General features: G+C 38.3%; 21 protein-coding genes. 16 read left to right on the top strand and 5 right to left on the bottom strand.

Annotation, left to right across the window (positions count from 1 at the left end):
• Positions 1-31: 31 nt before the first annotated feature.
• Positions 32-1,501 carry a UDP-N-acetylmuramoyl-L-alanyl-D-glutamate--2,6-diaminopimelate ligase gene (locus tag ACIQ2D_RS19155; RefSeq protein ID WP_402866971.1) on the top strand — a complete coding sequence of 490 codons (1,470 nt, stop codon included), beginning with the start codon at positions 32-34 and terminating at the stop codon, positions 1,499-1,501.
• Here ACIQ2D_RS19155 and ACIQ2D_RS19160 read toward each other — a convergent pair.
• Positions 1,482-1,985: a PaaI family thioesterase gene (locus tag ACIQ2D_RS19160; protein WP_402866912.1), complete on the bottom strand. Its 504-nt coding sequence runs from the start codon at positions 1,983-1,985 to the stop codon at positions 1,482-1,484. The genes ACIQ2D_RS19155 and ACIQ2D_RS19160 overlap by 20 nt on opposite strands.
• Before the next feature lie 88 nt (positions 1,986-2,073).
• On the opposite strand from ACIQ2D_RS19160, the gene ACIQ2D_RS19165 reads away from it, so the two are divergent.
• Both ACIQ2D_RS19165 and ACIQ2D_RS19170 read left to right on the top strand, forming a co-directional pair.
• Positions 2,074-2,520 (top strand): YlbF/YmcA family competence regulator, encoded by a 447-nt coding sequence (locus tag ACIQ2D_RS19165; RefSeq protein ID WP_402866913.1) that lies wholly within the window; start codon positions 2,074-2,076, stop codon positions 2,518-2,520.
• Positions 2,521-2,621: 101 nt separating this feature from the next.
• Complete coding sequence (locus ACIQ2D_RS19170) at positions 2,622-3,674, top strand: tartrate dehydrogenase (protein WP_402866914.1); 1,053 nt, start codon at positions 2,622-2,624, stop codon at positions 3,672-3,674.
• A gap of 56 nt (positions 3,675-3,730) precedes the next feature.
• On the opposite strand, the gene ACIQ2D_RS19175 is transcribed toward ACIQ2D_RS19170, so the two are convergent.
• Positions 3,731-4,636: a glycerophosphodiester phosphodiesterase family protein gene (locus ACIQ2D_RS19175; protein ID WP_402866915.1), complete on the bottom strand. Its 906-nt coding sequence runs from the start codon at positions 4,634-4,636 to the stop codon at positions 3,731-3,733.
• Positions 4,637-4,838: 202 nt separating this feature from the next.
• Here ACIQ2D_RS19175 and ACIQ2D_RS19180 point away from each other — a divergent pair, with 202 nt between their 5' ends.
• Positions 4,839-5,111 carry a YlbG family protein gene (locus tag ACIQ2D_RS19180; protein WP_402866916.1) on the top strand — a complete coding sequence of 91 codons (273 nt, stop codon included), beginning with the start codon at positions 4,839-4,841 and terminating at the stop codon, positions 5,109-5,111.
• Positions 5,112-5,113: 2 nt separating this feature from the next.
• On the opposite strand, the gene ACIQ2D_RS19185 is transcribed toward ACIQ2D_RS19180, so the two are convergent.
• On the bottom strand, positions 5,114-5,503 hold the full coding sequence (locus ACIQ2D_RS19185; protein ID WP_402866917.1) for a DUF7147 family protein: 390 nt from the start codon (positions 5,501-5,503) through the stop codon (positions 5,114-5,116).
• A gap of 56 nt (positions 5,504-5,559) precedes the next feature.
• Between ACIQ2D_RS19185 and ACIQ2D_RS19190 the strand changes: the two genes are divergently transcribed.
• The 3 genes from ACIQ2D_RS19190 to coaD all read left to right on the top strand — a co-directional run bounded on the left by ACIQ2D_RS19190 (position 5,560) and on the right by coaD (position 8,118).
• Entirely contained in the window at positions 5,560-6,981 is a 1,422-nt protein-coding gene (locus ACIQ2D_RS19190) for an RNA polymerase II (RefSeq protein WP_402866918.1), read from the top strand.
• Positions 6,982-7,055: 74 nt separating this feature from the next.
• On the top strand, positions 7,056-7,622 hold the full coding sequence (rsmD, locus tag ACIQ2D_RS19195) for a 16S rRNA (guanine(966)-N(2))-methyltransferase RsmD (RefSeq protein ID WP_402866919.1): 567 nt from the start codon (positions 7,056-7,058) through the stop codon (positions 7,620-7,622).
• A gap of 1 nt (position 7,623) precedes the next feature.
• Entirely contained in the window at positions 7,624-8,118 is a 495-nt protein-coding gene (gene coaD / locus ACIQ2D_RS19200) for a pantetheine-phosphate adenylyltransferase (protein ID WP_402866920.1), read from the top strand.
• 189 nt (positions 8,119-8,307) lie between these two features.
• Here coaD and ACIQ2D_RS19205 read toward each other — a convergent pair whose 3' ends face one another.
• Positions 8,308-9,222, bottom strand: a complete 915-nt coding sequence (locus ACIQ2D_RS19205; protein ID WP_402866921.1) for a hypothetical protein — start codon at positions 9,220-9,222, stop codon at positions 8,308-8,310.
• Between the two features lie 101 nt (positions 9,223-9,323).
• Between ACIQ2D_RS19205 and ACIQ2D_RS19210 the strand changes: the two genes are divergently transcribed.
• Positions 9,324-10,370: a SepM family pheromone-processing serine protease gene (locus tag ACIQ2D_RS19210; RefSeq protein WP_402866922.1), complete on the top strand. Its 1,047-nt coding sequence runs from the start codon at positions 9,324-9,326 to the stop codon at positions 10,368-10,370.
• 76 nt (positions 10,371-10,446) lie between these two features.
• On the opposite strand, the gene ACIQ2D_RS19215 is transcribed toward ACIQ2D_RS19210, so the two are convergent.
• Positions 10,447-11,658, bottom strand: coding sequence for a nucleotidyltransferase (locus ACIQ2D_RS19215; protein ID WP_402866923.1), 1,212 nt, complete (start codon positions 11,656-11,658; stop codon positions 10,447-10,449).
• 190 nt (positions 11,659-11,848) lie between these two features.
• On the opposite strand from ACIQ2D_RS19215, the gene ACIQ2D_RS19220 reads away from it, so the two are divergent.
• The 8 genes from ACIQ2D_RS19220 to mraZ all read left to right on the top strand — a co-directional run bounded on the left by ACIQ2D_RS19220 (position 11,849) and on the right by mraZ (position 18,097).
• A complete protein-coding gene (locus tag ACIQ2D_RS19220) occupies positions 11,849-12,382 on the top strand; it encodes a YceD family protein (protein WP_402866924.1) in 534 nt (177 codons plus the stop codon).
• A 24-nt stretch (positions 12,383-12,406) separates the two neighbouring features.
• On the top strand, positions 12,407-12,580 hold the full coding sequence (rpmF, locus tag ACIQ2D_RS19225; RefSeq protein WP_010858320.1) for a 50S ribosomal protein L32: 174 nt from the start codon (positions 12,407-12,409) through the stop codon (positions 12,578-12,580).
• 203 nt (positions 12,581-12,783) lie between these two features.
• Positions 12,784-13,551 (top strand): enoyl-CoA hydratase/isomerase family protein, encoded by a 768-nt coding sequence (locus ACIQ2D_RS19230; RefSeq protein ID WP_402866925.1) that lies wholly within the window; start codon positions 12,784-12,786, stop codon positions 13,549-13,551.
• 257 nt (positions 13,552-13,808) lie between these two features.
• Positions 13,809-14,186 (top strand): transcriptional regulator, encoded by a 378-nt coding sequence (locus ACIQ2D_RS19235; RefSeq protein ID WP_053584456.1) that lies wholly within the window; start codon positions 13,809-13,811, stop codon positions 14,184-14,186.
• 210 nt (positions 14,187-14,396) lie between these two features.
• Positions 14,397-15,299: a 2-dehydropantoate 2-reductase gene (locus tag ACIQ2D_RS19240; protein WP_402866926.1), complete on the top strand. Its 903-nt coding sequence runs from the start codon at positions 14,397-14,399 to the stop codon at positions 15,297-15,299.
• Positions 15,296-15,691, top strand: coding sequence for a DUF3397 domain-containing protein (locus tag ACIQ2D_RS19245; protein ID WP_402866927.1), 396 nt, complete (start codon positions 15,296-15,298; stop codon positions 15,689-15,691). The genes ACIQ2D_RS19240 and ACIQ2D_RS19245 overlap by 4 nt, the downstream gene beginning before the upstream one ends.
• A 102-nt stretch (positions 15,692-15,793) precedes the next feature.
• Positions 15,794-17,410 carry a bacillithiol biosynthesis cysteine-adding enzyme BshC gene (gene bshC / locus ACIQ2D_RS19250; protein WP_402866928.1) on the top strand — a complete coding sequence of 539 codons (1,617 nt, stop codon included), beginning with the start codon at positions 15,794-15,796 and terminating at the stop codon, positions 17,408-17,410.
• 255 nt (positions 17,411-17,665) lie between these two features.
• Complete coding sequence (gene mraZ, locus ACIQ2D_RS19255; RefSeq protein WP_402866929.1) at positions 17,666-18,097, top strand: division/cell wall cluster transcriptional repressor MraZ; 432 nt, start codon at positions 17,666-17,668, stop codon at positions 18,095-18,097.
• Positions 18,098-18,118 lie beyond the last annotated feature (21 nt).

An 18,118-nucleotide genomic window follows, 5' to 3' on the forward strand; every position in this document is an offset into this window, starting at 1 on the left:
TGATAGGGGAAATAGGGAGGGGAGTTGTATGATGCAATTAGCAGAGCTGTTAAAGGAATGGCCTTGTACCGTTACTGGGGGCTCGATTCGGACGATTATTACAGGGGTAGAGGATTATGCACAGGCAGTAAAGCCAGGTGATATTTTTGTCGTGCGAAAAGGTGTCAAAACATCTGGAAGTCGTTTTATAAAAGAAGCGTTGGAACGAGGCGCTGTTGCGATTGTGTCAGAAGAGAGTATAACAATTCCTACAAATGACAAAAAAATACCTTATGTATGGGTTCCAAATACAGCCTTGTTTCTATCATATGCCAGTGCAAAATTAGCGGGTTTTCCAGCAGAGGCCTTAACGGTAATTGCTGTGACAGGAACGAATGGAAAAACAACAGTCAGCCACTTTATCAGTCAATTACTAAGAGGCTTACATAAAAATGTAGCGGTGATTGGAACTGTTGGCTATTTTATAAATGGACAAAAACAACAAACAAAATATGAAGAGTTAACAACAGTACAGGCGAAGGAGCTACATCCTATTTTAAAAGAATGTGTGTCTGCTAGAGTCACATATGTTGTACTAGAAGCCTCATCAATGGGCTTACAGCAATATAGACTTGATCATTGTGATATCGATTGTGGCGTGTTCTTAAATTTATCAGAAGACCATTTAGAAGATCATGGAGGACTAGAGGCGTATAAACGAGCCAAAAAAAGATTAGCGGATTTATCGAAAAAGCTCGTACTAAATGGTGATGATAATTTTTGTCGGTCTGTAGGGATTTATGATAAGAAAAAGGCGAGCTCATTTGGATTTGAGAACCACAATGATTTACATGTTCAAATACTAGGTGAAACAGCTGGGAAAACGACATTATGTTTGCAGACGAGTGTGAGTGAGCATATTGTCGCAATTCCATTTGTTGGTCGTTATCATGTGCAAAATACCATTGCTGCATTAATGGCGGTCTGGCGCCTTGGTTTTCCAATGGAAGAAATAATTACGCATATGTGGAATTTAAAATTACCAGAAGGGCGGCTTGAAAAAATAGATAATCCATTGGGAATAGATGTCTATGTCGATTATGCGCATACAGCAGAAGCATTACAGGCTGTTTTACAAACCTTTGAGGACAAAAAAACTATTCTTCTTGTGTTTAGTTGTGGAGGAAATCGAGATAAAGCAAAGCGTTTTGCCATGGGGGCTGTGGCCAGTAAATATGCCGATATTATCTTTTTAACAACCGATAATCCACGTGATGAAGATCCTATTATTATCAATGAAAGTATCATAGCTGGTTTTTCTGAACAACAGTATTATGAAGTGTTTTTAGACCGACAAGTTGCCATTCATCAAGCGTTGTCAAAGGCGAATAAAGGTGATATTGTGCTTGTTGCTGGAAAAGGGCATGAACGAACTCAGCAAATAAAGAATGAAAAGTTCCCCTTTTCCGACCAACAATGCATTCAAGACTATTTTGCTAATCTTACGACAGGCGACGTTTAATGACAAAGAAGGAAGCTGTTGCAATGGCTAGCTTACGCCCAGTTTCATCCTCGATATCACATTCCATTACTAATGTTTGACGACCTTTATGCACAAAACGCCCTCTAGCAATCAGTTCTTTATTTGTTGTCGTCGCAATATATGAAATGTTGATATTCGTAGTGACCACGTTAAAGCCTTCTGGAACAGAGCGTGAAGCGAGCCCACCCATTGCTGCGTCTGCAATGGTTGCGATTATTCCTCCGTGTGGCACTTTTATCGTGTTATGAATAACGGGAGTAATTGGTATCCGAACTTCGCTTTCTTCCGGCTTGAATTCCCCCACCATATGAAGTGCAGCATTAATGTAACGACGATGGGTGCCTTGTTGCTTATCGCGAAGGCCACCTAATAAATGACGTAGTACTTCCTCATCTTCTTCCGTACTATTTTGTAAAATTTCTGCTAGTAGCTCTTCAATTTGTTCTTTCGAGGATATGACCAATTGTAAAAACTCCTTTATGTTGAAATATCAATAATGTAAAATTACCATAAAATCTGTTATGATGGGAATTAGATTGGGGGAATTAACAATGATGATGACCTCTGAATGGGCACTCATTTTGGATGAAGCCGATGCGCTTTGTGAGATGATTCTTTCCTCCGAACCTGCGAATACGCTACAGCAAGCGTATAATGCCGTTTATAGCGACCCTAAATTAGTAGAAGCTATTCACGCATTTGGACGTATGAAAGAGCAATACGAAGATGTACAACGTTTTGGGAAATATCATCCTGATTATCATACAATCATGAAATCGATTCGTCAGCAAAAGCGTGAACTCGATTTAAATGATAAGGTTTCAGCGTTAAGACTAGCTGAAAACGACTTTCAAGATTTGCTTGATGAAATTAGCTTACTAATCGGTAAAACCGTATCTGAAGCGGTGAAAGTACCAGTAAGTAATCCCTTTTTTGCATCAAGTTCTGCTTGTGGTAGTGGCTGTGGCTCAGGAGGCTCTTGCTCTTGCTCGGCATAACGATAGAAGAAGTGTAGGCATTACACTTCTTCTATTTTTTTTGTGCCAAGAAGAGTGTATAGTAAATTATGTAAGGAAAGTTCAAACAGGGGGCAATACATATGAAAATTTACCGAATTGCAGTAATACCAGGGGATGGCATAGGAAAAGAAGTTGTCCCAGCGGCAATGGAAGTACTCGACAAGGCCGCACAACTAGATGGAAGTTTTCAATTTGAATGGACAACATTTCCGTGGGGATGCGAATATTATTTAGAAACAGGTAAGATGATGCCAGATGATGGCATTGATATTTTAAAAAGCTATGACCAAATTTTCTTAGGTGCGGTTGGTATGCCGGACCTTGTACCAGACCATATTTCACTTTGGGGTTTACTCATTAAAATTCGCCGTGAGATGAAACAATCGATTAATGTACGTCCAGCAAAATTATTACAAGGTTTACCTTCACCATTACGTAATCCAAATGGTTTTGATTTTGTAGTTGTTCGAGAAAATTCTGAAGGGGAATATTCAGAAAGTGGCGGCCGTATCCATAGTGGTCAAGACGAGGTGGCAATTCAAAATGCCATTTTCACACGCAAAGGAACAGAACGTGCGATGCGCTATGCATTTGAAATGGCACAAAATCGTCGTCAGCATGTAACGAGTGCTACAAAGTCGAATGGCTTAACGTACAGCATGCCATTTTGGGATGAAGTTTTTGCAGAAGTGGGTAAGGATTATGAAGGCATCGGACAAACAACAAATCATATTGATGCTTTAGCTGCTTTTTTAGTGATGAAGCCACAAGTGTTTGATGTTATTGTTGCATCGAATTTATTTGGAGATATTTTAACAGATTTAGGCGGGGCGATCATGGGAAGTATCGGGATTGCACCAGCTGCCAATTTAAATATTGAACGTGAGTATCCATCTATGTTTGAACCTGTTCATGGCTCTGCACCGGATATTGAAGGAAAAGGTATAGCAAATCCACTTGGACAAATTTGGACAGGTAAGATGATGCTCGATTTCTTAGGCTATTCAGAAGTAGGAGAAAAGGTGTTAAATGCTATAGAAGAAACGTTAGCGCAAGGTGTGAAAACAGGTGATTTAGGCGGTGCAGCCAATTTACGTGAAGTAACAGATGCTGTGCTTAATAATTTAAAATAGGTTAAAAACGAGAAGAGCGTCTTCTAAGTTAATCTGGACTTAGGAGACGCTCTTTTTTATTGATATTTTTGTAATAGCACCATCGCTATATCAGGGCGGTCGGTAATAATACCCTTAGCACCATTTCGAATTAGCTTGTTCATAGTTACTAAATCATTGATTGTCCAATAATGGACAGGAATATTGAGGTTGTTTAAAAACTGAATGAATTTTGGTGAATCTAGTGCAACAACACCGGACTTTATTGGTATTTGAAATACATCCACTTTCGGATGATATAAATGCCCAAACTGGCTTGAAAAAGATGTGAATGCTTTTCGTACATCTGACTCACCTGCGCCAAGTGCCACACGATTTTGTGCATATAAATTAAAACGATCTACTTGTTCGCCATAGAAGCTTGCCACAATGACACGATCTTCTACACCGAGCTCTTCGATTAAACGCCATAGTTTAGAAGGCATTAAACTACCTTCATACGTATCTGGTGCATCTTTTATTTCAATATTTATTAACATGTTTGAATATGTTTCTAGCAATTGACGGAGTGTAACAACGTCGACTTTCTGATCACGGTAAGTAGTAATGCCATCTAAATCTTCAAACTGGTAGCCATGGTTAAAAGCATTAATCTCTTCTAATGTCATTTCAGCTACAAGGCCATAACCATCTGTTGTACGGTCAATCGTAGCGTCGTGGAAGACAATAATCTCTTCATCTTTAGTTAAACGAATGTCGACTTCAAAGCCATCTACGCCTAATTGTGCAGCTTTTTCAAAAGCCGGCATCGTGTGCTCTGGTGCCAAATCTGCACCACCGCGATGCGCAAGTACAATAGGGCGATCAAATTGTAACGCTGGTTTTCCTTCGCGTTGTTGCGGTTTAGAAATAGCTTTACTCCCTGCCCAGGCTGCTGCACTAGCTGCTGCAATGGCAATTGCTATCTTTGTCTTCTTCCCCATATTCGTCCTCCTTAACAATCATCTTCATTCCAAAAGGTACTGGCAAATTCACTTTATCTAGCATAAGTGAATAGATTTCTGTCAACAAAAAATTCTATGCTTTTCCATTATAACGGAAAAACGATCCAGCTGTCAGCTAAACTCTGTTGCTATCAATTTCCCGTGTATGGTATTCTTTTAGATAAGAAATGAGGGAATACTTATGAACGAACGACAAGGGCTTATCGTTTACGTCCATCAATTAAAACATGCAAAATCACTTCGGAAGTATGGTCATGTTCATTACATTTCTCGTAAGCAAAAATATGTTGTACTTTATTGCGATCGAGAGGATATTGAAACAATGATTACAAAAATACAACGCCTTCCTTTCGTGAAAGACGTTGTTGAATCTTTTCGTCCATTCGTTAAAACTGAGTTTGAAAATGCTAAACCAGATAAAGCGAAGGAATATGACTATAAAGCGGGTCTATAATATCAGTTTAATGCCGGAATATAGTGATGTAGTCTCATTATTCCAATAAGGTATTGATAAAATAGTTTTGACTCCGAAAATATAGATGAGTGCTTTATTTCTACAACTACTGCTTTTCTACCGAGTTGTTCAATACATTCTTCGAACATTATTTGGCGTTTTGATGGCTTCTCCTCATTAAAAGGAATGCCTTCTCGGCAAATGTAAATGGGCATGAATTTACTGTCTCCTGCTGGTTTAAGGGCTACAGCTAAAGAAGCAATTGTTTGTTCTTCTTTTGTTGATGTTAGAATGAAGGCTTGATGGAAGCGGCTGTCATTTGATTTGATAATCTCAAGAAGCTCGTAAACATCACCGTAGCCTTCACCTAGTTCTATAAATTGTTGTGGCATTATATTCGCACATCCTTTCCAATACACATAGTATCATGCTGCGGGAGGTCTAGCATATGAAATTTGCATTGAGTTTTTTTTCCATTCTAGCTTTAATAATAACGGGCACATTGTTCTTCCAATATCAGGCATACTCATCTGATTTAGAAGTAGGTAATGGCGAATTCCACTACTCACAAGAAATTGAGATTGTTTATCGTGAAAATAGTTTAGATGTTCGTCAGCATTTTAAAAACTTGCCAAATCAAAAGGTAAAAATAAAATGGCCAAAAAATGCAGTGGATCCAACTTGTTTTATCGACAACGAGAACAGTTGTAACCGTTTATCAGAAGAAACAACATATTTTAAAAAAGGTGAAACAAAAGCACAATCAGTTTCGTACATAATTCCACTTGAGGGTGGTCTGCAAGATAAAATGTTGATCCAGGATGTATTTGCTACATTAATTAATGGAGAAACCTCTTACTCGGTTGTGCATATTTCAACTGAAGGGAACATGGAAGGACAGTGGGTAACAGGTTTGCCATTAATTGGGCAACAACAATTATCGCTTGTGAACTACACAATGTTTAGTGGAAACGGTGCAGTGCATGATTTATATTGGCAAACAGGTAATTTAAAAGTGCAAAAACAAACACCTGTATTATCGATTTATGCAAAGCAAGCGGTATCCAACGAATTTTTAAAAGCACTTGAAAGCATACAATTTTTAAATGATGAGCATATTTCTATTGTACAAGAGCAAAAGCCAATTGCTACACATGATGATCGTATATTATTCTTACCAGAGTTAACAGTGCAGGCAGTAGAGAAACAGGTTATTCTATCGCAAATCAAGTCGGAGTTAGAATTTAAGGACGCGCCAGAGTGGTTAATAGAAGTTGTAGCATCGTATTTAGTAAGTGGCTCTATTGGTTCTGATAAAGCGAAGGAAATGGTAGCAACCTTGAAGGAGTATATGTCTGATGACCAAGAGCGTGCTTGGCAGGAAGCTGTAAAAGGATTGGGTGAAGAGCCGATTTCTCCGACAAAAATGGATGAGCTATTATCGGAAGTATTAACAGCGAAAACATCCTATTTTGAGTTAAATGTCACACATGAAAATGGTGTTTACCCATTGTTATTTGAAGATGGGCGAAGCGTTTATGTAGATGACCTTATTAAAGAAGATGTAGATATTATTTTATATGAAGGACAAACTTTATATTCTGCTGATACACTATTACCGCATTTAGGCTACACTGCTGGTGAGGGGGAAAATGGTTATTATGTGAATAGTGAGACACGTTCATTCCGATTCCCGAAAGAGCCAGGGTTTTATGTATTTAATCAACGCAGATATTCAACAATTTCTGAACCGATACTCAAAATTGCTGATCGTTATTATGTAGAAGAGGCGTGGTTACAACGTTTATTCTTAGTAGAATTGAAAAAAAGTGATGGTCGTGTACAAGTGTTAACACAGGAACAAAAATAGTAAGAGTAAAAAGCGACACATTTGTGTTGCTTTTTGCTACTAGAAGTAAAAGAAAGTATGAAGAAGGTGCATCTATGAGAGTAGTAGCAGGAGAACGTAAAGGCATGCCATTAAAGGCGATTTCAGGAAATACAACGAGGCCGACAACAGATAAAGTAAAGGAATCCATTTTCAATATTATTGGCCCATTTTTTGATGGTGGAACGGCGCTCGATTTATTCGCGGGTAGTGGTGGACTTGGTATTGAGGCTCTGAGTAGAGGGGCTGAGCATGCAGTATTTATTGAGAAGGATTTTAAGGCTTTTCAGGTACTACAAGAAAATATCGGAAAATGTCGATACGAAGAGTACTCTGAGCTTTTCCGCATTGATGCGAAGCGTGCTGTAAAAGCGCTATTAAAGCGTGATATTAAATTTAAATTGGTTTTTTTAGATCCGCCATACCATCACAAAGAGTATTATGATTTAGTACAAATACTTGTCGACAACGATAAAGTGCAAGAGGATGGTATCATTTTATGTGAACATGCGAAGGAAGTAAACCTACCACAAAACTTTAATGCATTCACATTACAAAGACAAGAAACATACGGTGGAACGATTATTTCGGTATATCGTTGTACTGGGGAAGAGGGAGAATAAGTTGTCAGAGAAAATTGCTGTTGTTCCTGGAAGTTTTGATCCTGTTACATTTGGTCATTTAGACATTATTAAACGAGCTGCGGATATTTTTGATGTTGTGTATGTGGCTGTATTAAATAATTCATCCAAGCAGCCTTTGTTTTCGGTAGAAGAGCGCATGAAATTGATGGCGGAGGTCACAAAAACGCTACCGAATGTGCGTATTGAATCCTCATCAGGGCTTCTGATCGACTATGCCAAAGAAAAGGGTGCCAAAGCTATCGTACGTGGTTTACGCGCAGTATCGGACTTTGAATATGAAATGCAAATTACATCGATGAACCGTTTCCTAGATGAAACGATTGAAACATTTTTTATTATGACGAAAAATCAATATTCATTCTTAAGTTCGAGTATTGTCAAAGAGGCGGCAAAATACGGCAGCGATGTACGCGAACTTGTACCTGATTGTGTGGAACGCGCATTAAAAGAAAAATACGGTTTTGCAAAGTTATAAAGGCACATGTACCTATTCGGGTACATGTGCTTTTTGTTTGTTAAGGAAATTATAGATTTTTTTTCTGCGGATAACCTAGGGCATTGTCGTCTAGGCTAAAGCGTTACATCCTCGAGGCCGCGGTCTGCTCCCACTGGCGAAAGTGGTGGAACGTTTACTTTCGCTTCGGGCTCTCCAGCGTATTTGTTCCTATAAAAAAAATAAGGCATAAATAGTTGGCACTACAATGATGCTGAGTAGACGAAATTTAATATATGGGCGAACGGAGAGTTTGGCTGACTTAGCGATAACGAATATTTGTAGGTGGATGCTAATACTTTGCATCGTCAACAGTATGACCACGAATAACGGTAAGTACGGATGTGAGGGAAAGGTTGTAATGGTCATTTTTATGCCATTTGTCACTTCTAATACGGCAGCAATCATAAACTCTAACGAATGTGGTAAGCCAGGAATCAATTCTACTAAACTTTTTTGCACAATCGTTTGAATAGCTGTGAAAAAAATAACTGTTGTCCCAACTAGGAGTAATGTAGGTGCTGTTTCCTTGATACTTTCTGAAAAAGGTGATCCGTGTAATGGGGTGTTGTGTACTGAAATAGTAGGGGGTGCTGTTTTACGAAATAAAAAATAGCCGCTGAGTAAACAACAAATATTAAAACTATGTAATAAACATAAAAACAACCATCCAAACGTATTGTTTTGTAATAAATCAAGACTTACAAAGCCGAGTACAAAAAGCGGACTAGGGGCATGACATACAGCTAATAAAAAATTTGCTTCTTTTGGATGAAGCTGCCCACTGTTTTTTAAGTACACAATTGTTGTTGCACCTGTAGGATAGCCGCCAAGAGCGCTAATCACGTAAGCTTGTACGTACAGAGAGGCTCTTTTTGTTTTGGTACGAAGTGGTGCAGTTAAGCGCAGTAGCCATTGTGTCAGTATGAGATAAGGGAGCAAATACGGGAAGAGTGCTTCCATGAAAAGTTGTAGACCTAAATCTGTCCCGGTATGAGCGGTCTGTGGAAATAACAAGAGTAATAGAATAAGAAGTATGCAGAGCAATATTTGGATTGTCGCAATCATCATATCATCTCGTTTCAACTTTTTGTCATTCACATAGGCAAATGCTAAAATCAATATATGTGTAAAAGGCGAAAACATGAACAGTTGGTTTTAGTGCGTCTAGGGAGGTGTCTTTAATTATGAAGAAAAAAATTAGTTTATATGTTTTGTTTTTATCTATGATTGCTTTTTTATCATTGTATCGAATAGACGCTTATATTATGAAGCCAGGAAGTGCTTATGATGTTAGTGAATTTGTAACCGTAGAAGATGGTGATGCAGACGATGAAGGATCGCTAAGTTTGATGACTGTTGCTATGCAACAAGCAACTCCCATGACATATTTATGGGCAAAAACACAAAAGTACCAAAAGTTAATGGATATTAACCAAGTCAGAAATCCCTTAGAGGATAATGAAGAATACAGTGTTCGCCAGTTAAAGCTTATGTCAGATTCACAGTTTAATGCGAAATATGTAGCTTTCAAGAGAGCTGGCCTAGATGTTAATGTTAAATTTGATGGTGTTTTTGTATTAAATGTCCTTGATGGTGGTGCTTCAGATGGTATTTTAAAAGCAGGTGATGAAATCATCGAAGTTGATGGACAAAAGATTGAAAATCAAGAAATGCTTGTAGAATTGCTAAAAACGAAGCGAATGGATGACGAAGTAAATATACAATTTCTTAGAAATAAAAAACTAAAAGAAGAAAAACTTACGCTAAAAGAAATTCCAGGTACCCAGGAGAAGCGTGCGGGTTTAGGGATTACGTATGCAGAAAGTAAAACAATTGAAACGACGCCGGAAGTTTCGATGAAAACAGAAGATATTGGTGGCCCGTCTGCAGGATTAATGTTCACACTTGAAATATTAAATCAGTTATTACCCGAGGATTTAACAAAGGGCTATAAGATTGCAGGTACTGGTGAAATGCATATGGATGGTAAGGTTGGCCGTATCGGTGGAATTGACTACAAAGTCATTGCTGCTGACCGTGATGGCATGGAGATTTTCTTTGCCGCAGACGATGAAATTTCGCCTGAACTAAAAGCGAAGTATCCTGAGTTAGAATCGAATTATGCGACAGCAGTTAAGACAGCTGAGGACATTGGTACGGAAATGAAAATAATACCCGTGAAAACTATAGATGACGCTATTAACTATTTAGAACAATTGGATACAAAATAAAAGACGCCGCACTGCATGTTGTGCGGCGTTTTAGTGACATTAATAAAAGGACCGCTTTAAAAATCGTATCCGACCGCTAAAAGCGAATTGGTGGTGTTTGATAGTCTTTCGGGAGTTTATGTGAAGTGCCACCATACTCAACACTAAAGTTGTAAATTTCCGCCGCGTGAAGGTCGATAGCAAGCATTTTGTCTTCGGTTGCGGCAACACGGCTTATTAGTGGCAGTGTGAATTCTTTTTTATGCAGTCCTAAATATTGCTGTCCCTGAGCTGACATACCAAGTAAGCGAATTGTTGTTGGTGCATCAAAAGTATGCAATTGTTCCTTTGTAAATCCTGTATAAATATGAGTAAGCATTCGTTGTAACCTTGTCCACGTATAGCGTTTAGATTTTATCTTTTCCATAAAAATTTTGAATGTATCGCTTGTTTTTGCAGCTTTCAAAAGTGTATGCTCGATGCCTTCTGTTACTTCTGCATATCGTGTTAACTCTTTTGGTGAATGGCGGATAATTGTAAATTGTAGGAGCGGCCAAAATGCTTCCCAACTGGCGAATTGAGCATGCCTTTCATGCCAATTGCATAAATATTCATATGAAGGTTTTGGTAATACATTTTTCACACCATGTAAAGAACCTGTTTCGGCGAGTTCTTTTCGTATACCGGTTGCACTGGCAATTGAAGCACCTTCTCGTAAATCGTCATGATAACCAGCTGCTATACGTGGAATCGTTAATGGCTTGATGGAGCTACCAAGTCTGTCAGCAGCTTCAATATAATGAAAGCCTAAAATATTATTTGGTTGTGCTAAATTAATGTATGTTGAAGGGTGATTTTGTGTAAGCTGTTCATAAGCGTAATGTAGGCTTTTTGGAAAGCTTGCACCGGTTTGTAAGCTTGTTCTAACAAATGCATCGTACTCGTCTCGGTGCTGTTTAATGAGATGGTAGGTATTTAAAAAAGGCTGAACAGTGCCGTCCTCGCTGCCAAAGACAAAGGAATCACAACCAATCGCTGAAAGAAGAGCAATCGCCCCTTTTGCGAAATCTGTTGCTGATGCGGTACTATAGACATATGGTAGCTCTATCACAATATCGACACCGCTTGCGAGTGCCATTTGTGTTCGTGTCCATTTATCCACCATAGCTGGTTCTCCGCGCTGTAAAAACGAACCACTCATTACTGCAATGGCGATATCAGCCTGTGCTACTTGTTTTGCCTGTGTTAAATGATAGGCATGTCCATTATGGAATGGATTATATTCAACAACAATGCCGACTGCTTGCATAACGTAAAACCCCCCTTTAACTGTATTCAGTAAATGTCTTATGCGGTAGAATCTGGGCGTGATTACGCCAAGTTGTAATTGGTAGTATGTCTAATTATAAGTGGGTTTTTAAGTGGTGACAAGAAATTATCTTGACATCTATTTTCACACAATATATAATCAACAGTGTTGTCTCGAGGTGATTAAACGAATGAAATGGTCAATTCATCAATTATCTAAATACCGCCAAGACGGAATGCCAATTGATGCCTATGTACAGTTGGACGAAGTGATGGAGCGAAACCAGGATATTCGTGCGATTTCGCCCGTTCATGTAAAAGGGCTATGTACTTTTGGTGCATCGCAAATGACTTGTCAGTTGACAGTGACAGCTACGTTAACACTTCCATGTGCACGCACGTGGGAAGATGTTGAGTTTCCTATCGAAATCGAGACAGTTGAAATTTTCAGCTGGGTAGATGAAGAAAAACGTGGGGAAGATGCCGATGAGGTTCACTATATTGATGGTGATGTTATCGACATGAAGCCGGTTATTGAGGAGTTAGTTCTTCTTGAGGTGCCAATGCAAGTATTCAAAGAGAATACCGAAGGACAAATGCATGGTGGCAAAAACTGGACTTACGCAACGGATGAAGACGTAGTACTTCACAAAAAAGCTGACGAACCAAAATTGGATCCAAGACTGGCTGCTTTAGCTAAGTATTTTGATCAAACAGACGAATAAACGATCTGTAAGGAGGTGCCATCAATGGCTGTACCATTTAGAAGAACTTCTAAAACTGCAAAAAGAAAGCGTCGTACGCATTTCAAACTATCTGTACCTGGTATGGTAGCTTGCCCTAACTGTGGTGAAGCTAAATTATCACACCGTGTTTGCAAAGCTTGCGGACAGTACAAAGGTAAAGAAGTAGTAAGCAAATAATTCAGTGTTTGCTCACTTAAAAGGCTAGTAGAGAGACCATGGCTCTCTACTAGCCTTTTTTTATTTTTTTAGCTCTTGGAATTACACCTCTACGTAATTGATTATAACGAAATGACCGAATTTTTCGTCAATAACGAAAGAATATATAGTACAATAATAGTTGTATGATACAATTTATCTTATTAAACAAAGGGGGACTAGAAATGGCTTATATAATTGACAACAATGATGGCATCATTACTTTTACGATTAATCGAGAAGAAAAACATAATGCTGTAAACGATGAGGTAATGAACGGTTTACAGGAAGTAATTACATATATTCGTACACATAATGATGTGCGTTTCTTAGTCGTAACGGGAGCGGGAGAGAAATCATTTTGCTCAGGTGGTGATTTATCAGAATTTCATTCGCTAGAAACGGAAGACGAAGCTTTCGGCATGCTTAGCAAAATGGGGAAAATTTTATATGATTTAGCGACATTACCAGTACCAACAATTGCACTTATTAACGGAACTGCAGTGGGTGGTGGCTGTGAGATTGCAACGGCTTGTGATTTCCGTCTAGTGGCGAGCCATGCGAAATGTGGCTTTATTCAAGGTACTTTAGCGATTACGAGTGGCTGGGGTGGCGGCACGTACTTGTTCGAAAGAGGTTTACGTCATGACCGTGCAATGAAGATGCTTGTAGATGCGAAAAGGTACCCTGCAGATTTACTTTATGAAATTGGCTGGGCGATGCGTGTCTTTGAAGGTTCTAAAGATGAGGCACTTGATGATTTTGTTGAGCATATGTGTAAAATTCATCCGTCTGTGCATAAAGCATATAAGGAAATTGAGCTTCGTAAATGGCGCGAACGTAATATGTATGAACGTGTGATGGAGGAAGTGCGTACATGTGCAAAGCTTTGGGAAAGTGAAGCACATCATGAGGCGGTTAATAGCTTCTTAACGAAAAAAAATAATAAATAATATTTTAGCTCAACACCAAAATCTGTTCTTGAATCATTATATATTGATATAAAGCACATGGAACGGAGGCTCAACCCACGCCCCGCGGAAAGCGTCCACCCGTAGTGGAATGTGCAGACACGTACATGTTTTGAAAAGAGCCAATATTTTATATGCAGTGATTATTGAAGCTAACAATAATCATTGCTTTTTTCGTAGAATGATTCTATTTTCTTTACCAAAGCATATAGTAGTAAAAAATGCGAGGGTGATAGATTATGGAACTTAAAAAAAGAAAAGATCAATGGACGAAGGATGACGATGAAAGATTAGCGGAAATTGTGCTGCATAATGTGCAAAATGGTAAAACACAGTTAGAGGCATTTGAATTAGCGGCGGAAGAACTTGGACGTACGAAGCAGGCATGTGGTTTTCGTTGGAATAAAACGTTGCGTGGTCAGTATAGTCAATCATTATCAGCCGTGCGCAATCAACCACAACAATCCATGCGTAGTCATTTGAAGTTAGCGTTGACAAGTTTTGATGAATTGACTGAGGCCTACCAAAGTCTTGAGGTGCAACATCGAGAATTGCAAAATGAACACGAAAAGTTAGTGAAATGGCTGCAACAAGGCTATTCATTAATGAAAGATTAGCGATTTAGAAAAAAGTAAGATATGGATATATAAAATGAGTGTCGGTTGATTTTTGTGCGATACTTGTAATGTATATCCGAAGGTTAGTATCCAAACAAAATGCTATTATCGTATCGAAAACATTCGGTGAATCCTGTATAATAAAAACACCTGCGAAGGTCTGCCATCTAGTCGGCAGGCCTTTTGCGCATAAGAAAGCGGGGAGATTTTGTGAATGTTGTTGTTGTAGGGGCGGGTGCTGTCGGTATGCTGACGGCAAGTTTTTTAGCGGAAGCTGGCATACATGTGACAGTAGCTGTTAGAAGACAAGAACAGGCACAAAAATTAAATAAAGTAGGTTTGACAAGAGTCAATCTTGACGGTACAAAAACGCAAAGACAAGTTGGTGCAACAACAAGTTTAAGCACTCTACCTCACCAAGATTTAGTCATTGTCGCTGTTAAATACGGTCAATTACAGACGCTGTATAAGGAATTGTCAGTGTTACCGAAGAATGTACCACTATTGTTTATGCAAAATGGTTTGGCGCATTATGAGGAGGCCCTACAATTACCACAACAGACGATAGCCTTTAGTTCTGTTTTGTATGGTGCGCAAGTTCAAAATAGTTCGACTGTCTTACATAGAGGGCTTGGTTTATGCAAAATTGCACCTGCTCGTGGGGATCATACAATCTTTTGGGAGCTTCAACAAATGGTTGATTCTGTTTTTTCGCTTAAATTAGCACAAAATGCAGAACAAATGTTATTTGAAAAGGCAGTGTTAAATTGCTTAATAAATCCACTAACAGCCATTTTGCAAATGAAAAACGGAGAGTTACTAACGAATAAGCATGCGTTTTTCTTAATGCAGACTCTGTATAATGAGTTAATAGATGCATTTCCGGGTCTCGAGGCTAATGTTGCTTTTTCTGATGTTGTTGCTGTATGTGAAAAAACTTCAGCCAACACGTCATCAATGCTAGCGGATCGTTTGGATGGGAGAAAAAGTGAAATCGACACAATTGTAGGTGCGATATTAAAAAAGGCTTTAAACAATGGACACACATTACCGACTTTGCGCACGTTCTATCATCAAATACTAGCAATTGAGGAGAGTGATGAAGGAAATTGAAAGATTTTTTACATATCCTAATTAGTATTATTATTTTTTGTCCTGTTCTTATTTTTTTGCTTGTTCTTTTCATTGGGCGAAAAATTAATGTTAAAGGAACCCGTGCATTTGGTGTAGCATCGGATGTAACAACATTTTTTTTATTTTTTTCAGTACCACTTGCAATCGGAGCGGTATGGCAAATAAATATAGGTGGATTTTTAGTAATAACAGCCATCATAATGGCGATGATTTTTACATACGTAGACTGGCGTACGAAAAAGGAAATTGAAGTAAGGGCATTACTGCGAAAAATTTGGCGCTTTTTATTCTTATTACTAAGTGCTGCGTATATTATTATTTGTGTAGTGGGTATAATCCAATCGCTGATAGAATATTTACAGGTTGTATAAGCATTTTCTTTTCATGTTAATGAGGAAAGCGTTAAAATAATAGAATTAACAGAGTGTGAAAATTAATTTAGATGATTTAGTGAGTAGAGGAGTTTATGTTAAATGAAACTGGAGTCAATCCAAGTACCTGTGGGAAGTCGTGTGCTAGCAGACTATTGGTCGCCAAACACTGCCATTCATAAGTTTTTTGAATACGAATATAGTGATGAGGCATTTCAAAAACGAGCAGCATATTTAGAAAAGCAGACGAAGGACCAAACTGAAATAGCTACAATAATTCGTCAATTTATGGAACCACTTGGTATAACGGATAAAATAAATGAGCATTTAAAACAATTAGAACAAGGCGCACTTGTTGTTGTTGGAGGACAGCAGGCGGGTGTTTTAACAGGCCCTCTTTACTCTGTAAATAAGGCAATTTCAGTTATTGCGTTAGCGAAAGAGCAAAGTATGAAACTTCAAAGACCGGTTGTACCAGTTTTTTGGATTGCTGGAGAAGACCATGATCTAGAAGAGATTAATCACACTTACACAATGCGTGAAGAAGATGTGAAAAAACGTGCTTATGGGGAACGTTCGAAACGTAAAACAATGGCTTCGACAACAGCGTTAAATCAAGAAGCAATGACTCAATTTATAAATACGGTTGTAAAAGATTTTGGCGAAACAGCTTATACTGAAGGACTTAGAAAACATTTGCTAGAGGCATTAACAGAAAGTGACACGTTTACCGATTTCTTTGCGCGTTTAATGAATCAATTGTTCAAAGAAGAAGGATTACTTATGATTGATGCGGCGGATATGAAGTTCCGTCAATATGAAAGCCAAAACTTTACGCATATTATTCGTAATAACGCAGAAATTGCTCAGGTTGTAACTGCGCAAGAGCAAGCATTTGATAGTGCGGGATACGGGACGCCGATTTTTTCAACAAGTGAAGCTGCCAATCTATTTTATGTAAAAGACGGTGAACGTCATTTACTAGAACGTCGTCAAGATCAATTTGTGAATTTAGCTGCGAATATTAAGCTATCTCGAGAAGAGTTACTGGAAATCGCTGAACTTAACCCTGAGCAGTTAAGTAATAATGTGGTTACAAGACCATTGATGCAAGAAATGACATTGCCGGTATTAGCCTTTGTCGGAGGACCGGGAGAGCTTGCTTACTGGGCGACGCTAAAAGATGCATTTACAGTTCTAGGTTTGAAAATGCCTATATTTGCACCACGTTTAAACATAACACTAATTACTAGACAAGTAGAGCAACTACTGAAAGAGTATGGATTATCTGTCGAAGATGTATGGAATGGAAAAGCGATGCAATTAAAAGACACGTTTGTTACAGCTGTGCAAGACGAAAAGGCAAAGCATCAAATTCAGGCGATACAACAATTAATTAATGAAAAATTAGATGAGCTTGAAGTGCATTTAGAAGCGCAACAAATTCCGTTAAATAAAGTCATTATGAAAAATAAAGAAACACATTTAAAGCAATTTAATTATTTGCAACAAAAAATTGAACAAACAGTACTTGCGAAGCATGAAGTAACTATCCGTAAGTTTATGATACTGCAAAACGAACTGTATCCAAATGACGGGTTCCAAGAGCGTTCTTATAATCCGTATCAATATTTGAATGAGTTTGGCCCTAGTTTAATTGATGAAATGTTAGAAAAATCATACGACTTTGGAAATCATCATTATTTACTTTATTTGTAATGGGAATAAAATGAGTATAAATACCTATATGTGTCATAAATTAACATATAGATCTGATCTTTACCGTCGTTTGTCATAACAGAAAGAGGGCTACTCTATTAAGAGTGGTTCTTTTTTTATGCCATTTATCACAAAACAAATATTTTACTAGAGGTCTATTCGCATATTGAGTGTGAAAATGTCAAGTTTTTTTTAAAAAAAGTGGAGGAAAGTGGGGGGATGTGGTACATTATTTAGTAAAGTGGGGTGAGTAGCATGTTCATGGGAGAATATCAACACTCTGTTGATGCGAAAGGACGGTTAATCGTACCAGCAAAATTTCGTGAAGCTTTAGGCGAAACGTTTGTTGTTACACGTGGTCTCGACAACTGTCTATTTGGCTATCCTATGAATGAATGGCGAAAACTCGAAGAAAAATTAAAAGGCTTACCAATGACGAAGAAAGATACACGTGCATTTGCGCGATTTTTCTTTTCGGGAGCAACGGAAGTTGAAATAGACAAGCAGGGCCGAATTAACATTCCTTCTACTCTTATCACGCATGCACATCTTGAGAAAGAATGTGTTGTGCTAGGTGTATCGAATAGAATTGAGATTTGGGCTAAAGAGGCTTGGGAAATTTATTTCAATGAGTCTGAACAATCTTTCAATGAAATTGCAGAAAATATGATTGGCTTTGATTTTTAGTTAAAGAAGAAAGGCCTGGAG

The sequence above is a fragment of the Lysinibacillus sp. NPDC097287 genome (assembly GCF_044761695.1).
GTDB lineage: Bacteria > Bacillota > Bacilli > Bacillales_A > Planococcaceae > Lysinibacillus.

Excerpts from the sequence above, each read along its gene's own strand:
- ACIQ2D_RS19155 (WP_402866971.1), top strand. The coding sequence starts at position 32 with ATGCAATTAGCAGAGCTGTTAAAGGAATGGCCTTGTACCGTTACTGGG.
- ACIQ2D_RS19165 (WP_402866913.1), top strand. The coding sequence starts at position 2,074 with ATGATGATGACCTCTGAATGGGCACTCATTTTGGATGAAGCCGATGCG.
- ACIQ2D_RS19170 (WP_402866914.1), top strand. The coding sequence starts at position 2,622 with ATGAAAATTTACCGAATTGCAGTAATACCAGGGGATGGCATAGGAAAA.
- ACIQ2D_RS19175 (WP_402866915.1), bottom strand. The coding sequence starts at position 4,636 with ATGGGGAAGAAGACAAAGATAGCAATTGCCATTGCAGCAGCTAGTGCA.
- ACIQ2D_RS19180 (WP_402866916.1), top strand. The coding sequence starts at position 4,839 with ATGAACGAACGACAAGGGCTTATCGTTTACGTCCATCAATTAAAACAT.
- ACIQ2D_RS19185 (WP_402866917.1), bottom strand. The coding sequence starts at position 5,503 with ATGCCACAACAATTTATAGAACTAGGTGAAGGCTACGGTGATGTTTAC.
- ACIQ2D_RS19190 (WP_402866918.1), top strand. The coding sequence starts at position 5,560 with ATGAAATTTGCATTGAGTTTTTTTTCCATTCTAGCTTTAATAATAACG.
- rsmD (WP_402866919.1), top strand. The coding sequence starts at position 7,056 with ATGAGAGTAGTAGCAGGAGAACGTAAAGGCATGCCATTAAAGGCGATT.
- ACIQ2D_RS19210 (WP_402866922.1), top strand. The coding sequence starts at position 9,324 with ATGAAGAAAAAAATTAGTTTATATGTTTTGTTTTTATCTATGATTGCT.
- ACIQ2D_RS19215 (WP_402866923.1), bottom strand. The coding sequence starts at position 11,658 with ATGCAAGCAGTCGGCATTGTTGTTGAATATAATCCATTCCATAATGGA.
- ACIQ2D_RS19220 (WP_402866924.1), top strand. The coding sequence starts at position 11,849 with ATGAAATGGTCAATTCATCAATTATCTAAATACCGCCAAGACGGAATG.
- rpmF (WP_010858320.1), top strand. The coding sequence starts at position 12,407 with ATGGCTGTACCATTTAGAAGAACTTCTAAAACTGCAAAAAGAAAGCGT.
- ACIQ2D_RS19230 (WP_402866925.1), top strand. The coding sequence starts at position 12,784 with ATGGCTTATATAATTGACAACAATGATGGCATCATTACTTTTACGATT.
- ACIQ2D_RS19235 (WP_053584456.1), top strand. The coding sequence starts at position 13,809 with ATGGAACTTAAAAAAAGAAAAGATCAATGGACGAAGGATGACGATGAA.
- bshC (WP_402866928.1), top strand. The coding sequence starts at position 15,794 with ATGAAACTGGAGTCAATCCAAGTACCTGTGGGAAGTCGTGTGCTAGCA.
- mraZ (WP_402866929.1), top strand. The coding sequence starts at position 17,666 with ATGTTCATGGGAGAATATCAACACTCTGTTGATGCGAAAGGACGGTTA.